A 21,631-nucleotide genomic window follows, 5' to 3' on the forward strand; every position below is an offset into this window, starting at 1 on the left:
TATTATCTTTTCTCCTGATCGGCACCTAGGGCAACCAAGGCGTCCACCGGTTCATCCGGTTCAATTTCAAGGCGTCTTAAGCTATTTGCCACAATGTCAGCAAACACAGGAGCAGCTATTCGACCACCAAAATAATGTCCTTTGGGCTCGTCTATGCTGACTGCCACCACAATGCGAGGATTCGAAACGGGGGCAAAGCCAACAAAGGAACCTCTGTACAGCGATTTGCTGTATTTTCCATCAACAATCTTACGAGCCGTACCACTTTTCCCGGCCACGCGGTAGCCTTGTACTTGAGCTAAGCGCGCCCCATCGGGCCCTGCTGCTGCCTCTAACATGTGGCGTACTGCTACCGCGACCTCGGGTCTAAAAACCTGAATGGTCGTGGGCTGCGTCTCGCGTTTGATCAAGCTAAGGGAAACCATATCGCCGTTGCGGGCAAAGGTCGTATAGGCTTGGGCCATTTGCATCAATGAAACGGATAAACCGTAGCCATACGCCATGGTGGCACGCTCGATAGGGCGCCATCTATCCCAAGGGCGTAGGCGCCCTGCTACCGCACCCGGAAACCCAATTTGCGGGGCGCGCCCAAAGCCTAACATCGTAAAGCGCTGCCACATTTCCTCTGAGGTGAGGATCTCGGAAATCATGGTCATGCCGATGTTGCTAGAGCGGCGCAAGATACCTGCCGCATCCAACACGCCATTATTACGACTAACGTCAGTAATAGTGTGCCCTTGGTAACGGTACTGCCCATTTCCTGTATTGAATTTGGTATTTAACCCAATTCGTTTGATATCTAAAGCTAAAGCCACTGTAAATGGCTTCATGATGGAGCCTGGCTCGAAGGTATCGGTTAATGCACGATTACGCGTGAACTCAGGGCGAATGGTATGCCGTTGAGCAGGATTAAACGTAGGCAAATTCACTAACGCCAGAATTTCCCCTGTTTGCACATCGGCTACCACGGCACTGGCCGCATTCGCATTGGTTTCCTGCATGGCTTTTTCTAATGCCATGTAGGTGTCGTACTGCATACCCGCATCCAGGGATAAATATAAATCTTGCCCATGCACAGGCGGAATGACTTCTGCCACGTCTTCGAGTACTCGGCCTAAACGATCCCGTAAGACTTTTCGTGAACCGGCTTGACCGGCCAGCTCGGTATTGAAAGTGAGCTCGACCCCTTCTGTTCCTTCGCCATCAATATCGGTAATACCCACAATTTGCGATACGGTCTCGCCCTCGGGATAGACCCGACGAACCTCATCGCGCGTATGGATACCCGGCACTTTTAAAGCTAGGACTTGCTCTGCTTCGTCCATTTCAACTTGACGTTTAAGGTAAGCGAACTCTCGACCGCCTTTTGCAATGAGGCGTTTTACCTCTGCTAGGGGAAGATTCAAGATGGCACCCACTTGGGTGAGTTGCTCGTCAGTGGCTTTAGCACTGTCTTGGGGGTTCGCCCACACCGCTTTGACTAAGACGGTAGACGCCAAGACAACCTTGCCTGATCGGTCAAAAATCTTGCCGCGTATCGCCGGTAAACTGAGCTCTTGGTGATAGCGCTTTTCCCCTTGGGCTTGTAAGAACTCTGTATTTAGCCCTTGGAGTTGCAAAGCACGGGCAATAAGCACTCCAAACGCACAAAGAATGCAGACTAAAACGAATCTAGCCCGCCATAGAGGGACACTAGTGACGGGCTGTTTTTTTCTAACTTTATGATCACGCGCACTCATGGCCGCCCCTCTCTTTGAATTAACACAGAGGGTTTGCCCGGGATATACATCGTGCGTGGGAGCTCGGCTGGCACTAAACTAAGCTGGTCTTTAGCTATCTGAGTGACACGAGCGTGGCGTGCAAGCTCGGCTCGATCGGACTGCAAATGTCGCCATGCAATATCTAGCTCTTGGGCCTGAAGGCTTAGCTGCTCGCTTTTAATAAAAAGTGAGCGAGAATGATAACGCGTTTTTACTAAACTAATTGCAGAAATCATGACTGCCAAAACAAGTAAAGGCACAGCAATACGTAACATCAGCGCCGTCCCCCGCGTTTAAAGCTTCCTGCATTAGCTAAGTATGCAGTCGCTTCGGCTAACTGGCTTTGCCAAGCAGTAGTTAATGCAGCAGGGGTGCGCTCTGCGACGCGTAACACCGCTGATCGCGAGCGGGCGTTACCGTCGATTTCAGTGGTGTCGGGTAACACACGTCCTAAGTTGTCTAGCCAAGCAGGAGGCAAATCGTGTGGCGCTACAGGTAAACGTGCATACGGCGCAGCAGGATTCGAAGCGGCAGCAATAAACTGCTTTACGATCCGATCCTCGAGAGAGTGAAAACTGATGACCGCTAGGCGGCCACCCGGTTTAAGCAATTCTAGAGTGAGCGGGAGCGCATCCGTAAGCTCCTGGAGCTCGCGGTTGAGGTAAATCCGTATAGCCTGGAAGGTCCGGGTGGCTGGGTGATGATTCTTTTCCCGCGTGCGGACGGTGCCGGCGACCAACTCGGCGAGATCATGCGTGGTGTGTAGCGGGCTGGATTCGCGGCGTGTTGTAATCGCCTTTGCAATCTGGAAAGCAAACCGTTCTTCGCCATAATCTGCGATGACCTCCTTAATATCATCTAGGTCGGCAGTAGCCAACCATTCGGCGGCCGTAGGGCCGGTTGAGTTATTCATACGCATGTCCAAAGGACCATTACGCATAAAAGAAAAACCACGTTCAGCATCATCAAGTTGGGGTGATGACACCCCTAAATCCATCATGACACCATCAATTTGTTCGATACCCAGTTCGTTTAAACGCGCAGCCATGTTTGTAAAACCATCATGGCACACCACGACGCGGGGATCTTCTTGTTGTAAAGCCAGCGCAAACTCTATGGCAGTAGGGTCTTTATCAAAAACCACCAAACGAGCCGTAGGAGCTAAAAACTGGAGTAAATAACGACTGTGACCACCTCGGCCAAAGGTTGCATCCACGAAGGTGCCCTCTACCGGAGGTAGAGTCGAATCGAGTGCCGACCAACGTTTTGCCTTAAAACGCGGTGCAATCAATGCGGAAACGGTAGCTTCCAACAAAACGGAACGATGTTTGAGTTCCATAAACGAGCCGACTCAGAGTGAAAATTGTTCTAGTGCCTCTGGAAGCCCTTGTGCTAGATCTTCAGTTTGACGGATTTCTAGCAACTGAGCATCCCAGAGCTCAAAATGACCGCCCAAACCTAAAAGCATGGTGTTCTTTTGTAGGCCCGCTGCCTGACGTAATTCGGGAGCGATGAGAATACGCCCAGCTGAATCAATGTCTACGTCTTGAGCAGAGCCCAACATTAAACGCTGTAAAGCACGCGCGCTTATAGGTAAAGCCGCTATTTGCTCGCGCTTTTGTTCCCAGACTGAGCGGGGATAAAGAATTAAGCAGCCGTCAGGATGTCGTGTAAGCGTAAGACAACCGTCCTCCTCGACCAATAAGGTCGTACGGTAACGCGTAGGAATCGTCAAACGACCCTTAGCGTCAAGACTAAGAGCACTGCTTCCTTGGAACATGGCCCCATCCATTTACACTAAACCCCACTTTTTCCCACTCTAAGCTATGCCTGTAAACTGGTCAAGGCTCTAAACCAAAGTTTTGCAATGACAACAATCACTTAGGTTACACTGCTAAGGGATGGGCTTAGTCAAAAAACTTGATAAATCAACGTATTGCCCTAACGAGTGCAAGTGCTTTATGAAAATAAAAATGCCGCCTTTAGATAAGGCGGCGATATATTTATTACAATCATTAACATTTGATCGGTTTGCAGGGAAGCAAATCGTGGAGAAAAGTGGAACAGGTCTATAGGCCGGATTTTGTAAGCCCGAAGGCTGGCAATCATTCGTCTAGGCCCATAATTGCTTATGGGCTCGAGCCATCTACCCGCATGCTGGGACGAGCCGCCCTGTGGGGATAACCCCGCGCATGCCTATTTGATGTTGCTCCAGATAGAGGTTACCGCGTTTCACCCTGCATTGTTATAGTTGAAAAAATCAACTAAGCAGTACGGAGATAGCCGTACCAGTGCATATATAATAAATATGCCCCCAACGCAGTCTCGTCTCTGTGGCCCTAGTCCTTGGCTTGTCTTGCGAGTCGCCAGACGGCTGTTAGCCGCTATCTTGCTCTATGGAGTCCGGACCTTCCTCGTTAAAATGCTTTAACGCGATTGCCCGACCTGCCCCACAAGGGTATTGTACCCTGCGTAAGCCCCTATTTCATTTTTATTTTTATGCGCCTATGTCTATTCATTTAGTGACCTTAAACCGCGTCCAACTTGCTTTTGGGCATTATCCTCTTTTAGATGAAGCCGATCTTATCATTTACGATAACGAACGCTGCGGGTTAATTGGACGCAATGGCACTGGAAAATCCTCATTATTAAAGCTTATCGATCAGCGCTTTCAGCCTGACGAAGGCGAAATTATGTTTAAAAGTGGTTTGCGTGTTGCTACCGTCGAGCAAGAGCCCGACTTACCGCCCCACATTAGCATTTACGATTACTTATGTGACGACTACGCTGAAACCGAAGATTGGCAGCGCGTAGGCCGAGTGGGTGCGCTGATTGATCAGTTAGGTCTTGATGGCGATGCCCTAACAGACACGCTATCAGGGGGCACACGCAAACGGGTCGCATTAGCTAAAGCTATGGCAGATGAACCTGATTTATTACTGCTTGACGAGCCCACTAACCATCTCGACTTCGATGGCATTTTGTGGCTAGAGCAACAGCTCAAACAATTTAGAGGCAGCATCATTGTCATCACCCATGATCGAGCCTTCCTAGATGCCGTAGCCACGCGCATCATTGAATTGGATCGAGGACAAATTTTCAGCTTTCCGGGTAACTTTTCACGGTGGCAAGCACGCAAAGCCGAATGGCTCGAGTCTGAAACCCAACAAAACGCCAAATTTGACAAATTTCTGGCTCAAGAAGAAGTCTGGATTCGTACAGGCGTCCAAGCTCGACGTACACGCGATGAAGGCCGCGTACGGCGCTTAGAGGCCCTACGTCGCGAACGTGCCGCACGCCGAGAGCGCAGTGGTAATGTGAACTTTGCCATTGCTGAGGGGCGCAAATCCGGTCGTATTGTGATTGAGGCCGAACACATTCGTCAGCAATTCGATGACCGCGTCTTAATCGAAGACTTTTCTACGGTGATTATGCGTGGTGACCGTATTGGTTTTATTGGACCAAATGGGGCGGGTAAAACCACACTACTACGCATTTTGCTGGGTTTGCAAACCCCTACTGATGGTCACGTCAAACACGGCACTCAGCTTACCATTGGATATTTTGATCAGATGCGCGCCAATTTAGACGAGAACGCCAGCTTGGTAGAGACCATTAGCCCAGGTACCGAGTGGATTGAAATTGGTGATCAACGCAAGCATGTCATGAGCTACCTAGAAGACTTTCTCTTCCCTGCTGCTCGTGCGCACTCCCCAGTCAAAACGCTATCGGGCGGTGAACGCGCTCGTTTAGCTTTAGCACGCATGTTTTCCCAACCCACAAATGTACTCGTATTAGACGAACCCACGAACGATCTCGATATTGAAACACTGGAACTGCTTGAGCAATTACTTACCGAATACACGGGCACCGTCATGCTCGTCAGTCACGATCGCGCCTTTTTAAATAATGTGGTGACTCAAGTCATTGCCGCTGAAGGCAACGGTAAATGGGGGGAATACATAGGTGGTTATGACGACTGGTTGGCACAGCGCCCCAAGCCGACTACTGTTTCAACCACACCTACAGCTATAGAAAAACCTAAGGCAGATACCCTTAAAAACGCGCCTAAACCTGCACCGACCAAAAATAAACTGGCCCCTTGGGAGGAACGCGAATTGGCTGAGCTGCCCGAGAAAATTGCGGCCTTAGAAGCCAAGCAAACCGCATTAGCTGAACAGCTGGCCGACCCCTCTATTTATGCAGATGGTAATGCCAAAGCCGAGGCTATTCATGCTGAGCTGGCTACTTTAGATGCTCAGCTACTCGAACTCTTTGAGCGTTGGGAAAAATTAGAACAATAACCACCTTAAAAATGCAGCTTATGAGCACTCAAAAAACAGGATTCCAATCCTGTTTTTTGGGCGCTTAGCTGATGGTGCTGATCAGCTTTCCTGCTCCACACAAAAAGCCCTATAGTGCTGAGAGCATCACACTAAGCCATAAACCACAAATAAAAATCATTCTCATATAGAATAGCAGTCCTATCATTCACAAACCGATTAATGGCTTAGACTGAGGTTCGCTATGTATATGCGTTTATCTGCTTTTTCCCGATTTCTTACTTTGGCTATTTTATTAACTACTGGGGCTCTTTCTGCTGCACTAGCTCAAGAAACAGTAACCATTGAACATGCCCAAGGCACAACGCAGGTACAAAAAAACCCAAAAACCGTTGCGGTACTCGACTGGTCAACCTTAGACACCATGGCTGCTTTAGGCGTACAAGCACAGGGAATTCCAAGCTCAGCATTGGTTCCTCCTATGTTAAAAGAATACGCGAACAATCGTTTTGCTAAAGTCGGCACACTGTTTGAGCCCGACTTTGAAGCCTTAAAAAACCTCAAGCCCGATCTAATTATTCTAGGTCGTCGCGGAGCCGGCACTTACGAGGAAGTAACCCAATACGGGCCTACCTTAGACCTGACCCCTAACCCTAGTGACATGTTAGGTAGTGTCATACGTAACACCGAAATTCTTGGGGAAATTTTCGACCGTCAAGAACAAGCCACTGCTCTAAGCACTCAATTAAAAACCTCGGTTGAGGCGTTGCAGCAGCAAAGCAAAGATCAAGGCACAGGCATCACGTTGCTGACATCTGGTGGCAAAATGAGTGCTTTTGGTATTGGGACTCGTTTCGGCATGATCCATGATGTGTTTGGTGTAACACCCGCCGTTTCTGATTTAAAAGTAGGTCGTCATGGTCAGTCTGTATCTTATGAATTTTTACTAGAGGCCAATCCCGACTGGATCTTTGTGATGGACCGGGATGCAGCGATTAACCGCGAAGGGGTTGCCGCTAAACAAATGATGGACAACGAGCTAATCAAAGCCACAAACGCTGGCTCTAAAGATCAAATTGTCTATTTAGAACCCATTAGTTGGTATTTGCTTGATAACAGCGGTATACGTGTTATGCAAAACAGTGTAGATCATCTATTGAGCATTTTTGCCAAATAAATGCCTGCTCTCGCTCCTGCCCCTTCTCAGCCCCGCCTTTTTTGGTGGGGTCTGGGCTTAATTGCACTTATTATTACTCTGGCTATTACTAGTTTAAATGTAGGCGCAAGCAGCATGAAATTGCTGCACCTGTTTACGCAGCCCGATGACAGAGTGACACAGTTATTGTTTGTTAGCCGATGGCCTCGTACTTTGGCTTTGATTTTAAGCGGAGCCGCTTTAGCGGTGTCTGGCTTGATATTGCAAATGCTAGCACGTAACCGTTTAGTAGACACCTCGTTGGTAGGGACCACAGAGGCAGCTACCTTAGGCCTAGTGGTGTGCAGCATTATCGCTCCTGGCATGGCCTTATGGCTAAAATTTAGCATCACCACCGTGTTTGCTCTGCTAGGAACAACGCTGTTTTTAAGCATCTTGCAACGCATCCCCTTGCGTTCTGCCCTGATCGTGCCTCTAGTGGGCTTAGTCTTAGCTGGTGTACTGTATGCAGCTAGCAGTTTACTGGCCCATCAGTTTGAGCTTAGCCAAGCGTTGCGTAATTGGAGTAGCGGCGATTTCTCTACTATTTTACGTGGGCGTTACGAGCTGCTCTGGGCAGCTGCGGCAATGACGTTTTTAGCTATGGTATTGGCCGATAGATTCACCGTTATTGGAATGGGCCAAGACTTTGCCGCCAATGTGGGTGTGAATTATGGGCGGCTCATGGCCCTAGGTGTACTGCTAATCTCTATGGTGAGTGCCAGCGTTGTGATTACTGCTGGTATTTTGCCTTTTATTGGCCTTATTGTGCCCAATAGTGTGCGCTTAATCACCGGCGATAATTTAAGACGTGCTATTCCACTCGTAGCCGGTTCAGGTTCAGCCTTAATGCTAGGGGCAGACTTAGTTGGCCGATTGCTTATCCATCCCTATGAGGTCCCTTCCGCTACGCTACTTTCTATTGTAGGCAGTGCTGTTTTTTTAATTATTTTATTAAGAGGGCATAAACAATGGGCTTAACTCGACGAGGCCAAGTCCTTTTTAGTATGACCCTTTTATTTGCATTGCTCAGCATAGTCAGTTTTATGACGATCAATGTGCAAACCGATTGGGAGTTTATTTTACAGCACCGAGGCAAACGTCTTTTAGCCATGCTCCTAGTGGCTATCGCCATGGGCTTAGCTACCATTGCTTTTCAAACCATTACCCATAGTCGGATTTTAACCCCCTCGTTAATGGGTTTTGATGTGCTATATATGTTGGTGCATTCCGTGGGATTAACATTATGGGGCGCTAAAAGCGGCTTAGATGGCGCGCCAGAGCTACGATTCCTACTAGAAGTGGTGACCATGGTGGCTATAGCGCTCATCCTATTTCAGCTACTTTTTAACCGATCTATACGCGGCTTACATGTGCTGATACTGCTGGGTTTAGTCGGGGGTATTTTTTTCCGCGAACTAGCAGAGCTGGCTCTGCGTATTACAGATCCGACTGAGTTTTCCATTCAATCAGCCAACAGTCTAGCCAGCTTCAATCGCATTAATTTGTCACTGTTATGGTTAGGATTTGGTGGTGTAATCCTCTGTGCTGCGGTGCTGGTTATATTACGACGCTCATTGGATATTTTAAGCCTAGGCCGAGATGTAGCTATCAATTTGGGGGTGCCTTATAACAAAATAGTCACCCTGGTTATGGCTGCTATTTGCATATTGATTTCTATTAGTACCGCTTTGGTCGGTCCCATGCTTTTCTTTGGGCTGGTCGTAGCTAATTTGGCTTACTGGCTAACAGGCACACATCTGCACCGCTGGACATTTCCTACTAGCATACTGGCAGGCATCATCTGTTTGGTTGGGGGCCAAGTTATATTTGAGCAAGTCTTGCACTCTAGTCTACCTTTAGCGATGACAATTGAATTAGTCGGGGGAGTCTTATTTATTATGTTGTTATTACGTGGAATTAAGCAGTGATTAGTACACAAAACCTCAGCAAAAAATACCATGACACACTCGTTGTGGATCAGGTGAGTGTCCAGATCAGCCAAGGGGGGATCACAGCCATTATTGGCCCAAATGGGGCAGGTAAATCTACGCTGTTATCCATGATCAGCCGTTTAACTCCCATGAGCACTGGTAGCGTGGCAATCGATGGTCTTGATATTAAGCACACCCCTAGTGTCGAACTTGCCAAACGTCTCTCCATATTGCGTCAGCATAATGAATCCACACTCAGGCTCACCGTACGAGACCTCGTCGCTTTTGGTCGCTTCCCCCACTCTGGAGGTCGCCTCACGGCCATAGATCAAGAGCATATCGATGAAGCTATTCATTACCTTGATTTGGAACCCTACCAGCATCGCCATTTGGATGAGCTATCGGGTGGGCAACGTCAGCGTGCCTATGTAGCGATGGTGATGTGCCAAGACACAGACTATGTGTTGTTAGATGAACCGTTAAACAATATCGATATACACCATGCGGTTGGCATGATGCAATTATTACGCCGTGCGGCCGATGAAAAAGGCAAAACTGTCGTTGTTGTCTTGCATGATATTAACTTTGCTTCGTGTTATGCAGACCATATTATTGCTATGCGTCGTGGTCAATTAGCGTTTCAAGGCACTGCGGAGCAAATTATTACTAGCCAAGTGCTTACTGAGCTCTATGAAATCCCTATGCAAGTACATGAATTAAATGGTCAGCGTATTTGTGTTTATTTCCGCTAGTTTTCGTGCTTATCAGATTGCGCGGAACAGCCCGCCGCTCAGTACGTGGACCACAATTTCGAGGAAAACGCTGATCTCGTTGGCGCGATCAGCGTTTTAGGGTCGGGACACGCCCCGTTCGGCTGTGAAGTGAGCAGTGCAGTCATGCCGCCAGCAAGAACTCATCGAAGCGATTCAGGGGTGGCTCAATACCGCCCCTGAGCGCCATAAGAATCCTTGCACTTTAGGGAGAGAAGGGTGTTAAGCACCTGTTACGAAGCGCCAAGCCAACTGTTCTCCTGCCGCTAAAGGCACTAGCTCTCCGGCTTTTACATCCAACACCTGTGGGATAGTGTTTTGAACTCGTTCCAACGTAACGTAATCGTTATTGACGGGCAAGTTATAAAAAGCAGGCCCATTTAAACTGGCAAACGCCTCAAAACGATCTAGCTTTCCAACCGAGTCAAAAGCTTGGGCATATAGCTCAAGCGCATGTAAGGCAGAATAACAGCCAGCACAGCCACAATCCATTTCTTTGCGTCCCTTAACATGCGGTGCACTATCTGTACCTAAGAAAAAACGATTACTGTCGCTAGTAGCAGCGGCTAAAAGAGCCTGGCGGTGCTTCTCACGCTTTAATACAGGTAAACAGTACCAATGCGGGCGCAGCCCACCGCTAAAAAGTGCATTGCGATTATACAGTAAATGCTGAGGCGTAATGGTTGCTGCTATAGGGCCTTCAGCTGTAGCCACATAGTCTGCTCCCTCTTTGGTAGTGATATGCTCAAACACCACCTTGAGCTCAGGAAAGCGTTGACGCAGCGGCAACATCACCCGATCAATAAACACCGCCTCTCGATCAAAAACATCAATTGCAGGATCTGTTACTTCGCCATGTACCAATAGCGGCATTTGATGCGCTTGTAAGGCCTCAAGCACTGCACCACAGTGTTTAAGCAAATCCGTAACGCCGGCATCAGAATTCGTTGTGGCCCCCGCTGGATACAGTTTTACGGCATGCACCACACCTGATGCCTTGGCTTTAGCTATTTCAGCAGCAGGCGTATTATCCGTTAAATACAACGTCATTAAAGGCGTAAATGCGGGGGCTTCAGGTGTAGCCTGCAACGCGGCTTCTATACGTGACTTATAAGCAAGCGCTTGTTCAGTGGTGATAATCGGAGGGGTTAAATTCGGCATGACAATAGCACGCGCAAACTGTTGAGCCGTATGCGCTACTACCGACTCCAACATATCGCCATCGCGTAAATGCACGTGCCAGTCATCGGGGCGTCGAAAACGTAATTGCTGTGGAGTTGCCGTCATAATCAATCCTATTGGTTATTCATTTGCAGCGCTTTGTGCCAGAAAGCGTTGTGCTATGCGTATAAACATCGCCGCCCCTTGGCTTAGCACTGCATCATTAAAGTCAAAAGTAGCATTATGCAATACCCGCCCTTGGTCTGCACCCCCCTGCCCTAATCTGAAATATGCGCCTGGGCATTGCTCAAGCATAAAAGAAAAGTCTTCTGCCCCCATTGAGGGTGTTAAGTTGTCTTCTACACACTCTGAACCAAATAGCTCGTGCGCTACCGTAGCCACTAAATGTGCATGCACTGGCGTATTAATAGTGGCTGGGAATAACTCGTTGTACTCAAGCTCAATACTCATCGCAAAAGTCTGAGCCATGCCCTGACAAATCTCGTCCATGCGCTGGCGAATCTGTTGTTGGATGACCTTAGAAAAACTTCGCACCGTGCCGCAAAGCTGCACTTGGTTTGGAATTACACTAAATGCACTTAAATTCCCGGCTTGCATTGCAGATACCGTAACAACGCCGGCTTCAAAGGGATGCACATTACGGGCAACAATGCTTTGTAACGCCGTAATTAAATGAGCTGCGGTCACGATGGGGTCTTTGGATAAGTAAGGGTGTGCTCCGTGCCCCCCATGACCCGTGATCGTCACAGTGAACGTATCAGCCGCAGCCATCATTGGTCCGGCATTAATACCAATATGGCCGGGGGGCAAGCTCGGCCAATTGTGTAAAGCAAATACGGCATCACAAGGAAAACGGGTAAACAGGCCATCGTTAATCATAGCTTGCGCCCCACCTAGGCCTTCTTCGGCAGGCTGAAAAATAAAATGAATTGTGCCGGTAAAATCGCGATGTTGCGCTAAGTAAGCTGCCGCCATTAACAAAATAGCCGTATGACCGTCGTGACCACACGCATGCATTTGTCCAGCAATGGTGGACTGATAAGGCAACTGCGTTTTTTCTTGGATAGGCAGCGCATCCATATCAGCACGTAATCCTATGCGTCGAGCTTCTGGTTGTTTTCCTTTAAGCACAGCTACGATGCCTGTGCCGCCAATGCCTTCATGCACCTCTAGCCCCCATTGTTTTAAATAGGTAACCACCAAAGCGGCGGTACGGTGCTCCTCAAAACCAAGCTCGGGGTTTGCATGAATCTGCTGCCGTACTTGAGCAATAAAGGGCTGAAGGCTATCAAGTTCTGTCAATAGAGGTTTTTGTGGCGTCATTCTTACATTTATAGGGCTAAGATAAAGAAATGCTGTGCTTAGATAGGCTAAACATTCATAGCATGATATGTTTTAGTGAGGCTGGCAACTGCCCTTACTAACCTGTGCGACTTATTCAAGAGGAGCAAACCATGGCTAAAGCCACTAAAACCACTGCAGCAAAGAAAACCAATGCAACCAAAACCGCTAACGCGGCTGGTACTGGTTTCATGAAACCCATGACCCCTAGCGCAGAACTGGCTGAAATTGTGGGGAAGAAACCGCTACCACGCACTGAAGTAACAAAAAAAATGTGGGAATACATTAAAAAGCATGATTTGCAGGCACCAGAAAATCGCCGTAATATCAATGCTGATGCCAAGCTCAAGCCTATTTTTGGCAAAGAGCAAATCAGTATGTTTGAACTCAGCAAGTGCTTGAATGCTCACCTGAGCTAATCGCTATTGTGCTTGCCCCACTCAGCGACTGCCCGTGCAGTCGCTTTTTTGATAAAGCGGTAGATGCAATGACAAATCGAAAAACCATTGATCTCTATTGGAATGGTAAAGACAAAACCCTTGAATACCAGTGGGTAGGTGTTGAAGACCCGACTGCTCCGATCATGGTGTTTTTGCACGAAGGTCTCGGCTCGCTGACGCACTGGCAACACTGGCCAGATCAGCTCTGTCAGCACTTGGGTTACAGAGGCTTAGTGTATTCCCGTTATGCCTATGGACACAGCTCTGCCCGCCCTGCTGACGAAATCTGGCAAGGTGACTATCTACATATTGAAGCCCAGCAAGCTTTGCCCGCATTATTGACCGCACTCAATGTGCAGGAGCCCGTCACGTTATTTGGTCATAGCGATGGGGCAACCATTGCCTTGCTGTACGCGGCTATGCCCAATAATCAAGCCCAACAAATCATCATCCTCGCACCCCACGTCTATGTGGAACGGATGACGGTAGATGGCGTGCAACAAGCCATTAGCTGGTATGAGACAGGCGATTTAAAAACGCGCTTAAAACGCTATCACGCTGACCCTGACTCAGCATTTTGGGGTTGGGCCAGTGTGTGGGGTAGTGAGTACTACCTAGAACACTGGAATATAGAGCAGGATATTGCCTCTATACAATGCCCCGTGCTGGCTATTCAGGGGACGGATGACGAATACGCGTCGTTAAATCAGCTCTATGATATTAAAAAACAGGTTCCACACACCGAGCTGTGCGTCTTAGAGCTATGCAGGCACTCGCCTCATATTGAGATGCCAGAACGAGTGATCGAGGCCGTCTCAAAGTTTTTAGAAAAATCCAACGCTTAGTGAATATACAGCCCTAAGAGCAACGCGTTGTTCTTAGGGCAAAGCTACACTGAATGGTATTCCAAGCTGATACCTAGGCGTTGTTGCGCGCTGAGTCAAATGCCGCGGCGGCACGACCTATACGGTCGTTAACGGCTTCCCATTCGGTCGTCTGAGGGGGCTGCTGCAGATAAATCGCACTGTAGCCCTGCTCATCAAGCTGTCGCAACATAGCATAGAGTTGACTGGCATACTGCTCAGCCGTTGCCGGAGCCAAATACACATGGGCTTGCGTCTGCACCGTTTCGTCAAATACCACTGCCACCGCATTGCTATCGGTTAGGTCTTCCAGTTGGTCGCGACGTTTTAAATACAATGGGGTATGCGGAGCATAGTGCGCTTTTAATGACCCTGAGACCCGAGGGGTGCTGGCTGTTTTGGCATTGTGTCCCAAAGGCTGACCCAGTACGGCCTCTATTTGCTCTGCCGTAATATGCCCTGGCCGCAAGATAACAGGGGCTACCCCTTGACCGACTCGAGACAGATCAATAATGGTGGATTCAATGCCTACATCGGCGTTACCCCCTGCCAAAATATAGAGGGCATCGGCTTCTAGGTGAGCAAACTCGTCTCTTACGTGTTGGGCTTGGGTAGGCGATACTTGGCCGAAACGATTGGCTGATGGGGCTGCTACCCCAGCGGGCTGCTCGGGCCCTTTTAATTGGGCAAAGCGTTTAAGTAGCGCCTGAGCTACTGGATGGGAAGGGCAACGTATTCCAATGGTATCTTGCCCCCCAGAGACCGCAGCGGAAGCGCTAGCAGCACGCGGTAAAATCAAGGTTAGCGGGCCAGGCCAAAATGCATCGATAAGTTGCTGAGCCTCGGGTGGAACCTGCGTTACCCAATGCGATAGGTCCGCATTGGGTGCCACATGCACAATAACGGGGTGGTTGGTGGGACGGCCTTTGGTGTGGAAAATAGCTGCCACCGCCTGAGCGTTTGAGGCATCGGCCCCAAGCCCATACACCGTCTCGGTAGGAAAGGCGACCAATTGACCTTGGACCAATCGACGCGCCGCCTCGTTAATATGTGCAGCCAAATCACTCATACCAGTCAAACCCTAAAACCTGAGCCACCTGCCGCGCTTTGGCTTGTAGTTGCTCAGTATCGGTTGCTAACAACGTCACATGCCCCATTTTACGTCCCTGACGGGCTTCAGCTTTGCCATATAAATGCAAATACACACCAGGAATGGCAACGAGCCGAGCCCACTGTGGTTCGCTGTACTGGTTGTTTTGGTCAAACCATAGATCGCCCAGCAAATTAAACATTTTTGAATGCTGTACCTCGGCGGTGGAACCAAGGGGTAAACCAGTCATAACACGCACTTGTTGATCAAACTGACTGCTATAACAGGCCTCGATCGTAAAGTGGCCACTATTATGCGGGCGTGGTGCTATTTCGTTTGCTAACAACGTACCGTCTGCGAGTACAAAAAACTCGACACACAAAACGCCGTAGTAATTAAGCTCGGCGGCAATAGCGACGGCAGCCGCTTGGGCTTGTGCATAATACGGCTGAGGCGTGTTAGCGCTTGCGGCCGTTGATACAGCTAAAATGCCGTCTCGGTGTTGATTATGAGAAGGCGCATACATGGCGGTGGTACCGTCTAGCCCTCGGGCCACTACCACTGACACCTCGTCCACCAAAGGCTGGAGGGACTCAAGCACACAAGCCACTTGACCAAAATTAGCAAAAGCTTGCAGGGCCTCTTGTTTGGTTTGTACACGTGCCTGACCTTTACCGTCATACCCAAAGCGTGCTGCTTTTAAGATGCCTGGAAATAAGCCAGCATCGGCATGCAGAAGGTCTTCGATGGAGTGTACGGCGCAATACGGCGCAATAGGCACCCCTGCTTTAGTGATAAATTGCTTTTCGCGGATGCGATCTTGGGCGATAGCTACCGCCTCGCCACTGGGGGTGACGCGACACTGCTCTGCAAGACGCATCAAGCTTTGCGCTGGTACGTTTTCAAACTCGGTGGTAATCGCAGGACACAGCTCTGCTAGCTCGAGCAACGCCATCCCATCATCGTACGAGGCACAAATGTGTTTATCAGCCACGGCCCCTGCTGGACTGAATGGGTCGGGGTCTAAAATAGCCACTTTGTACCCCATGCGCTGGGCGCTAAAACAAAACATACGAGCGAGCTGACCACCGCCCACCATACCTAGCCATTGCCCCGGCAATACGATTTCAAGCGCTGACATTAGTTTGACTCATCCACAGCAGGTAAAGACATAGCGCGGGCCTGTTCTGTTTGCGCTGCACGAAATGCGACGAGCTGCTGTTTTAAGGCCGTATCGTGTACTGCTAAATTAGCAATCACATGCAAGGCGGCATTAGCGGCCCCGGCTTCGCCAATAGCAAAGGTTGCTACCGGTACGCCTTTAGGCATTTGCACAATAGAAAGCAGCGAGTCTTCGCCTTTTAGATAACGTGAAGGCACCGGCACGCCAAACACAGGGACTTCGGTTAGTGCTGCCAACATGCCAGGTAAATGGGCCGCCCCCCCTGCACCTGCAATAATGGCTTGATAGTTTTCGGCGCTGGCTTGGGCTGCATAATCGACCATATCGTTTGGCATACGGTGCGCTGATACCACCTTGGCCTCGAACGGCACACCAAAATCAGTCAAGATTTTTGCAGCGTGTTGCATGACCGGCCAGTCGGAGGAGGAACCCATTACAATCCCCACTTTGATTTGAGTCATGGCATTAGGCTCCTAGGCGAGTCACAGCGTCTGCGTATTTGGCTGCTGTGTGATCAATAACGTCTTGAGGTAAGCGCGGTGCAGGGGCTGTTTTATCCCAGTCTTGGGTCTCTAGCCAGTCACGCACAAATTGCTTGTCAAATGAGGGTGGATTACTGCCTACTGCATAGGTGGTTTGATCCCAAAACCGTGATGAGTCAGGAGTGAGGACCTCGTCCATGAGATGCAACACGCCTTTTTCATCTAAGCCAAACTCAAACTTGGTATCAGCAATAATAATGCCTTTAGAGGCCGCATAGTCTGCTGCTGCACGATATAAAGCCAATGTGGTGTCACGCAGCTGCTCGGCTAGCTCTAGGCCTAGCTCGGCCACGACATAATCAAAGCTTACGTTTTCATCGTGCTCGCCGACCTCGGCTTTGGCTGCTGGTGTAAAAATAGGCTGATCAAGCTTTTGAGCTTGTTGCAACCCAGCCGGTAGGTCAATACCACAAATACGACCTGTTTGCTGATACTCGGCCCAACCTGAGCCCACCACATAGCCACGAGCTACGCACTCTACCATAATGGGCTTTAAGCGTTTAACAACCATAGACCGATCTTTAACCAGCGCGTGTTCAGACGCATCGACCACGGTTAAGGGATCGATATGGGTGGCATGATTAGGCACAAGGTGCGCTAATTTTTCTAACCAAAATTCTGTTAATGTGGTGAGTACCGCCCCCTTGCCTGGAATAGGGTCCTCGAGAATCACATCAAACGCAGACAAGCGGTCTGAGGCAACAATTAATAGTTTGTCGTCACCGACAGCATACATGTCGCGTACCTTGCCACGACCAAGTAAAGGTAACGATTGCAGCGTGCTTTGGTATAGAGCTTGCACGGTATATCCTATAAAACAAAGGGCGGTGAAATCACCGCCACATCGATTAAAAACTTATTTAATGTGTTGGGCTAGTGCACCCGACGCGTAGTTAGCAGCCATTTCTTGTAGAGGGATCGCTTTGATTTTTGAGGCATTCCCTGCCGTACCGAACTGCTGATAGCGCGCAATACAAATCGCTTTAGCTGCCTCGCGTGCAGGTTTTAGGAACTCGCGCGGGTCGAATTTGCTGGGGTTTTCAAACATAAAACGACGTACCGCTGCCGTCATAGCTAAACGAATGTCGGTATCGATGTTGACTTTCACCACACCGTATTTAATGGCTTCTTGAATTTCAGCCACGGGCACACCGTAGGTTTCTTTCATGTCACCACCAAACTGACGGATTTCAGCTAAGAGCTCTTGGGGTACGCTGGAGCTACCATGCATCACCAAGTGAGTATTAGGTAAACGCGCATGGATTTCCTTGACGCGCTCGATAGATAAAATATCGCCCGTGGGCTCGCGTGTAAATTTGTAGGCACCGTGACTGGTACCAATCGCAATAGCCAGTGCATCTACTTGAGTGCGTCGTACGAACTCGGCGGCTTCTTCGGGGCTGGTTAAAAGCTGATCCATGGTGAGGGTGCCCTCGAAACCATGACCGTCTTCTTTGTCGCCCTGCATGGTTTCTAAAGAACCCAAGCAACCTAACTCGCCCTCGACGCTAACGCCTAGCTTGTGAGCCATTTCAACGACTTGACGTGTGACGTCAACGTTATATTCGAAATCAGCAACCGTTTTGCCATCTTCTTTCAAGGAGCCATCCATCATCACACTGGTAAAGCCCAAGTCGATCGCCCCTTGGCAGACAGCAGGTGATTGACCGTGGTCTTGATGCATCACCACAGGAATGTGAGGGTAGGTTTCAACGGCTGCCTCGATCAGATGTTTTAGGAAAGCTTCGCCCGCATATTTACGCGCACCTGCTGAAGCTTGCATGATGACAGGACTGTCTGTCTCATGGGCGGCTTCCATAATGGCTTGAACCTGTTCTAGGTTGTTAACGTTAAATGCCGGAATACCGTAACCATTTTCAGCTGCATGATCCAACAACTGACGCATGGAGACCAATGCCATGGTGAATTCTCCTAGAAAACAAATAATGAATAGATAATTTTAAGGTGGAATGAAGTTTTTTGCTTGTGTAGTTTATGTTTAAACACCGCGGCGCGCTGACTTTGGTCGGAAAGATGCAACAACCTGCTCGTGCGTTTCCGCATAAGGGCCACCAATTAGGTCGATACAATAAGGCACCGCAGCAAAAATACCTGGAACCTGGGTGCTTCCGTCTTTGTTTTTCAAGCCTTCAAGCGTTTCCGCAATGGCTTTAGGTTGACCAGGCAAGTTGATAATCAACGCGGCATGCGTGTCGGTTTCACGGATGACAGCAACTTGACGCGATAAAATCGCCGTAGGCACAAACTGTAAACTAATCTGACGCATTTGTTCGCCAAACCCGGGCATCTCTTTAGTTGCTACAGCGAGGGTGGCTTCGGGTGTGACGTCGCGTCGTGCAGGCCCCGTGCCCCCTGTTGTTAAGACTAAATCACAACCGAGCTCATCAACTAGCTCGATTAACGTATTAGCAATCAGGGTTGGCTCATCAGCAATTAATCGCGCCACATACTGTGAAGGCTGAACTAAAGCTTGATCAAGCCAAGAGGTTAAAGCAGGAATGCCTTGGTCTTCGTAACCGCCCGAGGAAGCGCGGTCAGACACAGACACCAGCCCAATAATAAGCTGATCGGGGTGCTGACGAACTAAACGCGTTGAACTCATAATATCCCTAAAACAAAAAACAGATAAGTATATAGCTAAGCCTCTATTCTACACTGAGCACACTATGTGCGCAGGCCAACACAAGCGACGTCTTGCACACAGGTACTGCAGCCTGATTTCTCATTTCATTATTCAAGCTGTCATACTATGCCCTAATCACATCGTATGAATTGGCCTACACTCAGGCTGCTTTTTATTTCTTGAGACACCTATGCAAAACACCTTACTTTGGGTTGGCGCAGGAGACATTGCCCAGCGCTGTGCAGCTTATTTACCTTGCGACACCTGGCACCGCATTGCATTAAAGCGACACGAACCAGCTCACCCTGGCTTTAATCACGTTTTTAACGCCGATGTTACCCAGCCAAATCAATTGTCTGCTCTACCCTCAGCAAGCCACGTAGTCTATAGCGTAACGCCGAACAGTCGCACCGCTGAGTCCTACCAAGCCGTGTATGAACAAGGCCTAAAAAATCTGATTAACGCCATCGACCAAACGGCATTGCAACGCTTTATTTTTATTTCGAGCACCTCGGTTTACGGCCCTGATCCTGTGCCACAGAATGAATTTTCCCTGCTAAAACCCACGACGTTTTCGGGTCAGGCCATTCAAGCAGCAGAACGCTATCTGACTGAACAGTTAGGCGACAAGCTAGTAATTTTGCGCTTTAGTGGGTTGTATGGCCCCGGACGCACTATGGTTTTTGAGCGCTTAACGAATCAAACCATGCGCATTAATCCGGCCATGGATAATTACGCCAACCGTATCCATGTCGATGATGCTGCTCGCGCGTGTGCTCATCTCTTGCAGCACCCTAACCCAGAGCTATGTTATGTAGCTACCGACAGTACCCCATTACCTTTACGTCAACTGTATTTGCACAGTAGCGCGCGGTTAGGTGTACCCGCTCCAGTGCTTGATGCCCAGATCCCCTACGAGTCTAAACATTTTTGCAATCAACGCTTACTGTTAAGTGGTTTCACGTTTACCTACCCTCAAACCTTAGCTGGCTATGACGCCGTCATTGATGATTATTTAGCTCATTAGCATGTTGGTTAAACCCTATCTTGATTTGCTACGCTTGGCTTTTCCTATTATTTTAGCCAATGCTGCGGTGCCTATTCTTGGCCTAGTCGATACCGCCATGATTGGACAAACAGGAACAGCCAGTGACTTAGGTGCTATTGCACTTGCCTCATTAATTTTTAGTTTTGTGTACTGGGGCTTTGGCTTTTTACGCATGGGGACGACTGGGTTTATTGCTCAAGCCGCTGGGGCACGACACCACCAAGAACTGCATGCTTTGGTATTTAGAACCTTGTTTATTGCTGTGGCGATTGGGTTAGCCCTTATCCTGCTACAACAGCCTATAGGCTGGGTGGCTACGACTACCCTAAGCGCCAGCAACGATGTCAACGAACGCGTACAAAGCTATTTTTATTTACGTATTTGGGGCGCCCCGGCCACCTTAACCACGTTTGCTTTACTTGGCATTTTAATTGGCATGGGGTGGACTCGCACCCTATTAGCCGTACAACTATTATTAAATGGATTAAATATTCTCTTTAATGTCATTTTTGTACTGGGCTTTGGTCTAGGGGTAAAGGGGATTGCTTTAGGCACGGTCTGTGCCGAATGGATTACTGTTTTTTTTGCGTTATATTGGGTCTTAAAGAAAATGGGCATTCGTTACCCCAAGGCCCGTGTTGTAGCACTAAAAAACCGCATTTTAAACCGCAAAAAGCTTTGGGCCTTAGTGCATGTCAACAGCGACATTATGGTGCGTACCCTTGCCCTGATCAGTGGTTTTGCTTGGTTTGCGCAACAAGGCGCACAGCTGGGCGACGAGACCTTGGCGGCGAACCATTTACTCTTGCAGTTCATTACCTTATCTGCTTTCTTTTTGGATGGCTATGCCAACGTGGCAGAAATGCGTGCAGGTCAAGCCTATGGGGCCGTCGATAAACAGCGCTTTCAAACGGAAGTGCGCCGTACCACTGTTTTAGCAGCCATTACCGCTGCTTTATTGGGGGTGGGGATCTATGCGAGCGGTTCCTACACCATCCCTTGGCTAAGCCAAGACCACCACGTTCAACAGTTGGCTATCCAACACCTGCCTTATGCGGCTTTGTATATTGTTGTGTCGTTTGCCGCCTTTCAGCTTGATGGGGTTTTTATCGGAGCGACGCAAAGTCGCGCCATGCGCAATGCCACGGTATTGGCCTTAGCTGTTTTAATTGCCTTGGGTACCTGGTGGAGCGCGCTTTATGGTAATCGTGGCCTTTGGGTGGCCTTAGTGGTCTACATTACAATACGTGCTGTCGTACTGGCTTTGTATTATCCTATGCTATTAAAGCGGTTAACTCCGCTGTCACCCAAGTCACTCCCATCCTATAACGTAAAAGGCTAAGCACACTAGGGCTT

21 protein-coding genes and 1 other RNA gene are annotated in these 21,631 nt (G+C 49.0%); 9 read left to right on the top strand and 13 right to left on the bottom strand.

What is annotated here, in order from left to right:
- Positions 1-2: 2 nt before the first annotated feature.
- The 5 genes from GGR41_RS04820 to rnpB form a co-directional block, all read right to left on the bottom strand.
- Entirely contained in the window at positions 3-1,739 is a 1,737-nt protein-coding gene (locus GGR41_RS04820; protein ID WP_167660901.1) for a peptidoglycan D,D-transpeptidase FtsI family protein, read from the bottom strand.
- Positions 1,736-2,035 carry a cell division protein FtsL gene (ftsL, locus tag GGR41_RS04825; RefSeq protein WP_077734655.1) on the bottom strand — a complete coding sequence of 100 codons (300 nt, stop codon included), beginning with the start codon at positions 2,033-2,035 and terminating at the stop codon, positions 1,736-1,738. The genes GGR41_RS04820 and ftsL overlap by 4 nt, the downstream gene beginning before the upstream one ends.
- Positions 2,035-3,099 (bottom strand): 16S rRNA (cytosine(1402)-N(4))-methyltransferase RsmH, encoded by a 1,065-nt coding sequence (rsmH, locus tag GGR41_RS04830; RefSeq protein ID WP_167660902.1) that lies wholly within the window; start codon positions 3,097-3,099, stop codon positions 2,035-2,037. The genes ftsL and rsmH overlap by 1 nt, the downstream gene beginning before the upstream one ends.
- A 12-nt stretch (positions 3,100-3,111) precedes the next feature.
- Positions 3,112-3,540, bottom strand: a complete 429-nt coding sequence (gene mraZ / locus GGR41_RS04835; RefSeq protein ID WP_167660903.1) for a division/cell wall cluster transcriptional repressor MraZ — start codon at positions 3,538-3,540, stop codon at positions 3,112-3,114.
- 276 nt (positions 3,541-3,816) lie between these two features.
- Positions 3,817-4,212, bottom strand: an RNA gene (gene rnpB, locus GGR41_RS04840) — RNase P RNA component class A.
- A gap of 55 nt (positions 4,213-4,267) precedes the next feature.
- Here rnpB and GGR41_RS04845 point away from each other — a divergent pair.
- The 5 genes from GGR41_RS04845 to GGR41_RS04865 all read left to right on the top strand — a co-directional run bounded on the left by GGR41_RS04845 (position 4,268) and on the right by GGR41_RS04865 (position 9,924).
- Positions 4,268-6,064, top strand: coding sequence for an ATP-binding cassette domain-containing protein (locus GGR41_RS04845; RefSeq protein ID WP_167660904.1), 1,797 nt, complete (start codon positions 4,268-4,270; stop codon positions 6,062-6,064).
- Between the two features lie 223 nt (positions 6,065-6,287).
- Positions 6,288-7,220, top strand: coding sequence for a siderophore ABC transporter substrate-binding protein (locus GGR41_RS04850; RefSeq protein ID WP_167660905.1), 933 nt, complete (start codon positions 6,288-6,290; stop codon positions 7,218-7,220).
- Entirely contained in the window at positions 7,221-8,219 is a 999-nt protein-coding gene (locus tag GGR41_RS04855) for an ABC transporter permease (RefSeq protein WP_167660906.1), read from the top strand. It abuts the gene before it with no gap.
- A 26-nt stretch (positions 8,220-8,245) separates the two neighbouring features.
- Positions 8,246-9,169, top strand: a complete 924-nt coding sequence (locus GGR41_RS04860) for an iron chelate uptake ABC transporter family permease subunit (RefSeq protein ID WP_167660907.1) — start codon at positions 8,246-8,248, stop codon at positions 9,167-9,169.
- Positions 9,166-9,924 carry an iron ABC transporter ATP-binding protein gene (locus tag GGR41_RS04865; RefSeq protein WP_167660908.1) on the top strand — a complete coding sequence of 253 codons (759 nt, stop codon included), beginning with the start codon at positions 9,166-9,168 and terminating at the stop codon, positions 9,922-9,924. Before GGR41_RS04860 ends, GGR41_RS04865 begins: the two co-directional genes overlap by 4 nt.
- Before the next feature lie 240 nt (positions 9,925-10,164).
- Here the strand turns inward: GGR41_RS04865 and pyrC are convergent, their stop codons facing one another.
- Entirely contained in the window at positions 10,165-11,229 is a 1,065-nt protein-coding gene (gene pyrC, locus GGR41_RS04870; protein ID WP_167660909.1) for a dihydroorotase, read from the bottom strand.
- Between the two features lie 15 nt (positions 11,230-11,244).
- The gene (locus GGR41_RS04875; RefSeq protein WP_167660910.1) at positions 11,245-12,447 is read right to left on the bottom strand and encodes a M20 aminoacylase family protein; all 1,203 of its coding nucleotides are present in this window, start codon (positions 12,445-12,447) and stop codon (positions 11,245-11,247) included.
- A gap of 131 nt (positions 12,448-12,578) precedes the next feature.
- Here GGR41_RS04875 and GGR41_RS04880 point away from each other — a divergent pair, with 131 nt between their 5' ends.
- Together GGR41_RS04880 and GGR41_RS04885 are read left to right on the top strand one after the other, a co-directional pair.
- Complete coding sequence (locus GGR41_RS04880) at positions 12,579-12,884, top strand: SWIB/MDM2 domain-containing protein (protein ID WP_077734632.1); 306 nt, start codon at positions 12,579-12,581, stop codon at positions 12,882-12,884.
- A 68-nt stretch (positions 12,885-12,952) separates the two neighbouring features.
- Positions 12,953-13,750 (top strand): alpha/beta fold hydrolase, encoded by a 798-nt coding sequence (locus GGR41_RS04885; protein ID WP_167660911.1) that lies wholly within the window; start codon positions 12,953-12,955, stop codon positions 13,748-13,750.
- Positions 13,751-13,823: 73 nt separating this feature from the next.
- Here the strand turns inward: GGR41_RS04885 and GGR41_RS04890 are convergent, their stop codons facing one another.
- From GGR41_RS04890 to mog, 6 genes are all read right to left on the bottom strand, one after another.
- The gene (locus GGR41_RS04890) at positions 13,824-14,837 is read right to left on the bottom strand and encodes an L-threonylcarbamoyladenylate synthase (protein ID WP_167660912.1); all 1,014 of its coding nucleotides are present in this window, start codon (positions 14,835-14,837) and stop codon (positions 13,824-13,826) included.
- Positions 14,830-15,999 (bottom strand): 5-(carboxyamino)imidazole ribonucleotide synthase, encoded by a 1,170-nt coding sequence (locus GGR41_RS04895; protein ID WP_167660913.1) that lies wholly within the window; start codon positions 15,997-15,999, stop codon positions 14,830-14,832. The genes GGR41_RS04890 and GGR41_RS04895 overlap by 8 nt, the downstream gene beginning before the upstream one ends.
- Positions 15,999-16,502, bottom strand: a complete 504-nt coding sequence (gene purE / locus GGR41_RS04900) for a 5-(carboxyamino)imidazole ribonucleotide mutase (RefSeq protein WP_229711053.1) — start codon at positions 16,500-16,502, stop codon at positions 15,999-16,001. Before purE ends, GGR41_RS04895 begins: the two co-directional genes overlap by 1 nt.
- Positions 16,503-16,506: 4 nt before the next feature.
- The gene (locus GGR41_RS04905; RefSeq protein ID WP_167660914.1) at positions 16,507-17,385 is read right to left on the bottom strand and encodes a phosphoribosylaminoimidazolesuccinocarboxamide synthase; all 879 of its coding nucleotides are present in this window, start codon (positions 17,383-17,385) and stop codon (positions 16,507-16,509) included.
- Between the two features lie 54 nt (positions 17,386-17,439).
- Complete coding sequence (gene fba / locus GGR41_RS04910) at positions 17,440-18,504, bottom strand: class II fructose-bisphosphate aldolase (RefSeq protein WP_077734624.1); 1,065 nt, start codon at positions 18,502-18,504, stop codon at positions 17,440-17,442.
- A gap of 78 nt (positions 18,505-18,582) precedes the next feature.
- Complete coding sequence (gene mog / locus GGR41_RS04915) at positions 18,583-19,206, bottom strand: molybdopterin adenylyltransferase (RefSeq protein ID WP_209279750.1); 624 nt, start codon at positions 19,204-19,206, stop codon at positions 18,583-18,585.
- Between the two features lie 211 nt (positions 19,207-19,417).
- Here mog and GGR41_RS04920 point away from each other — a divergent pair, with 211 nt between their 5' ends.
- Complete coding sequence (locus tag GGR41_RS04920; protein ID WP_167660915.1) at positions 19,418-20,254, top strand: NAD-dependent epimerase/dehydratase family protein; 837 nt, start codon at positions 19,418-19,420, stop codon at positions 20,252-20,254.
- Position 20,255: 1 nt separating this feature from the next.
- Positions 20,256-21,617, top strand: a complete 1,362-nt coding sequence (locus GGR41_RS04925) for an MATE family efflux transporter (protein ID WP_167660916.1) — start codon at positions 20,256-20,258, stop codon at positions 21,615-21,617.
- The last annotated feature ends 14 nt before the right edge of the window (positions 21,618-21,631 follow it).

Origin of the sequence: Paenalcaligenes hominis (assembly GCF_011927625.1) — a bacterium.
In the GTDB taxonomy this organism is placed as follows: Bacteria; Pseudomonadota; Gammaproteobacteria; order Burkholderiales; family Burkholderiaceae_B; genus Paenalcaligenes; species Paenalcaligenes hominis.

Bases quoted from the DNA above. Each gene is read 5' to 3' on its own strand.
- GGR41_RS04820 (WP_167660901.1), bottom strand. From the start codon at position 1,739: ATGAGTGCGCGTGATCATAAAGTTAGAAAAAAACAGCCCGTCACTAGT.
- ftsL (WP_077734655.1), bottom strand. From the start codon at position 2,035: ATGTTACGTATTGCTGTGCCTTTACTTGTTTTGGCAGTCATGATTTCT.
- rsmH (WP_167660902.1), bottom strand. From the start codon at position 3,099: ATGGAACTCAAACATCGTTCCGTTTTGTTGGAAGCTACCGTTTCCGCA.
- mraZ (WP_167660903.1), bottom strand. From the start codon at position 3,540: ATGTTCCAAGGAAGCAGTGCTCTTAGTCTTGACGCTAAGGGTCGTTTG.
- GGR41_RS04845 (WP_167660904.1), top strand. From the start codon at position 4,268: ATGTCTATTCATTTAGTGACCTTAAACCGCGTCCAACTTGCTTTTGGG.
- GGR41_RS04850 (WP_167660905.1), top strand. From the start codon at position 6,288: ATGTATATGCGTTTATCTGCTTTTTCCCGATTTCTTACTTTGGCTATT.
- GGR41_RS04855 (WP_167660906.1), top strand. From the start codon at position 7,221: ATGCCTGCTCTCGCTCCTGCCCCTTCTCAGCCCCGCCTTTTTTGGTGG.
- GGR41_RS04860 (WP_167660907.1), top strand. From the start codon at position 8,246: ATGACCCTTTTATTTGCATTGCTCAGCATAGTCAGTTTTATGACGATC.
- pyrC (WP_167660909.1), bottom strand. From the start codon at position 11,229: ATGACGGCAACTCCACAGCAATTACGTTTTCGACGCCCCGATGACTGG.
- GGR41_RS04875 (WP_167660910.1), bottom strand. From the start codon at position 12,447: ATGACGCCACAAAAACCTCTATTGACAGAACTTGATAGCCTTCAGCCC.
- GGR41_RS04880 (WP_077734632.1), top strand. From the start codon at position 12,579: ATGGCTAAAGCCACTAAAACCACTGCAGCAAAGAAAACCAATGCAACC.
- GGR41_RS04885 (WP_167660911.1), top strand. From the start codon at position 12,953: ATGACAAATCGAAAAACCATTGATCTCTATTGGAATGGTAAAGACAAA.
- GGR41_RS04890 (WP_167660912.1), bottom strand. From the start codon at position 14,837: ATGAGTGATTTGGCTGCACATATTAACGAGGCGGCGCGTCGATTGGTC.
- GGR41_RS04895 (WP_167660913.1), bottom strand. From the start codon at position 15,999: ATGTCAGCGCTTGAAATCGTATTGCCGGGGCAATGGCTAGGTATGGTG.
- purE (WP_229711053.1), bottom strand. From the start codon at position 16,502: ATGACTCAAATCAAAGTGGGGATTGTAATGGGTTCCTCCTCCGACTGG.
- fba (WP_077734624.1), bottom strand. From the start codon at position 18,504: ATGGCATTGGTCTCCATGCGTCAGTTGTTGGATCATGCAGCTGAAAAT.
- mog (WP_209279750.1), bottom strand. From the start codon at position 19,206: ATGAGTTCAACGCGTTTAGTTCGTCAGCACCCCGATCAGCTTATTATT.
- GGR41_RS04920 (WP_167660915.1), top strand. From the start codon at position 19,418: ATGCAAAACACCTTACTTTGGGTTGGCGCAGGAGACATTGCCCAGCGC.
- GGR41_RS04925 (WP_167660916.1), top strand. From the start codon at position 20,256: ATGTTGGTTAAACCCTATCTTGATTTGCTACGCTTGGCTTTTCCTATT.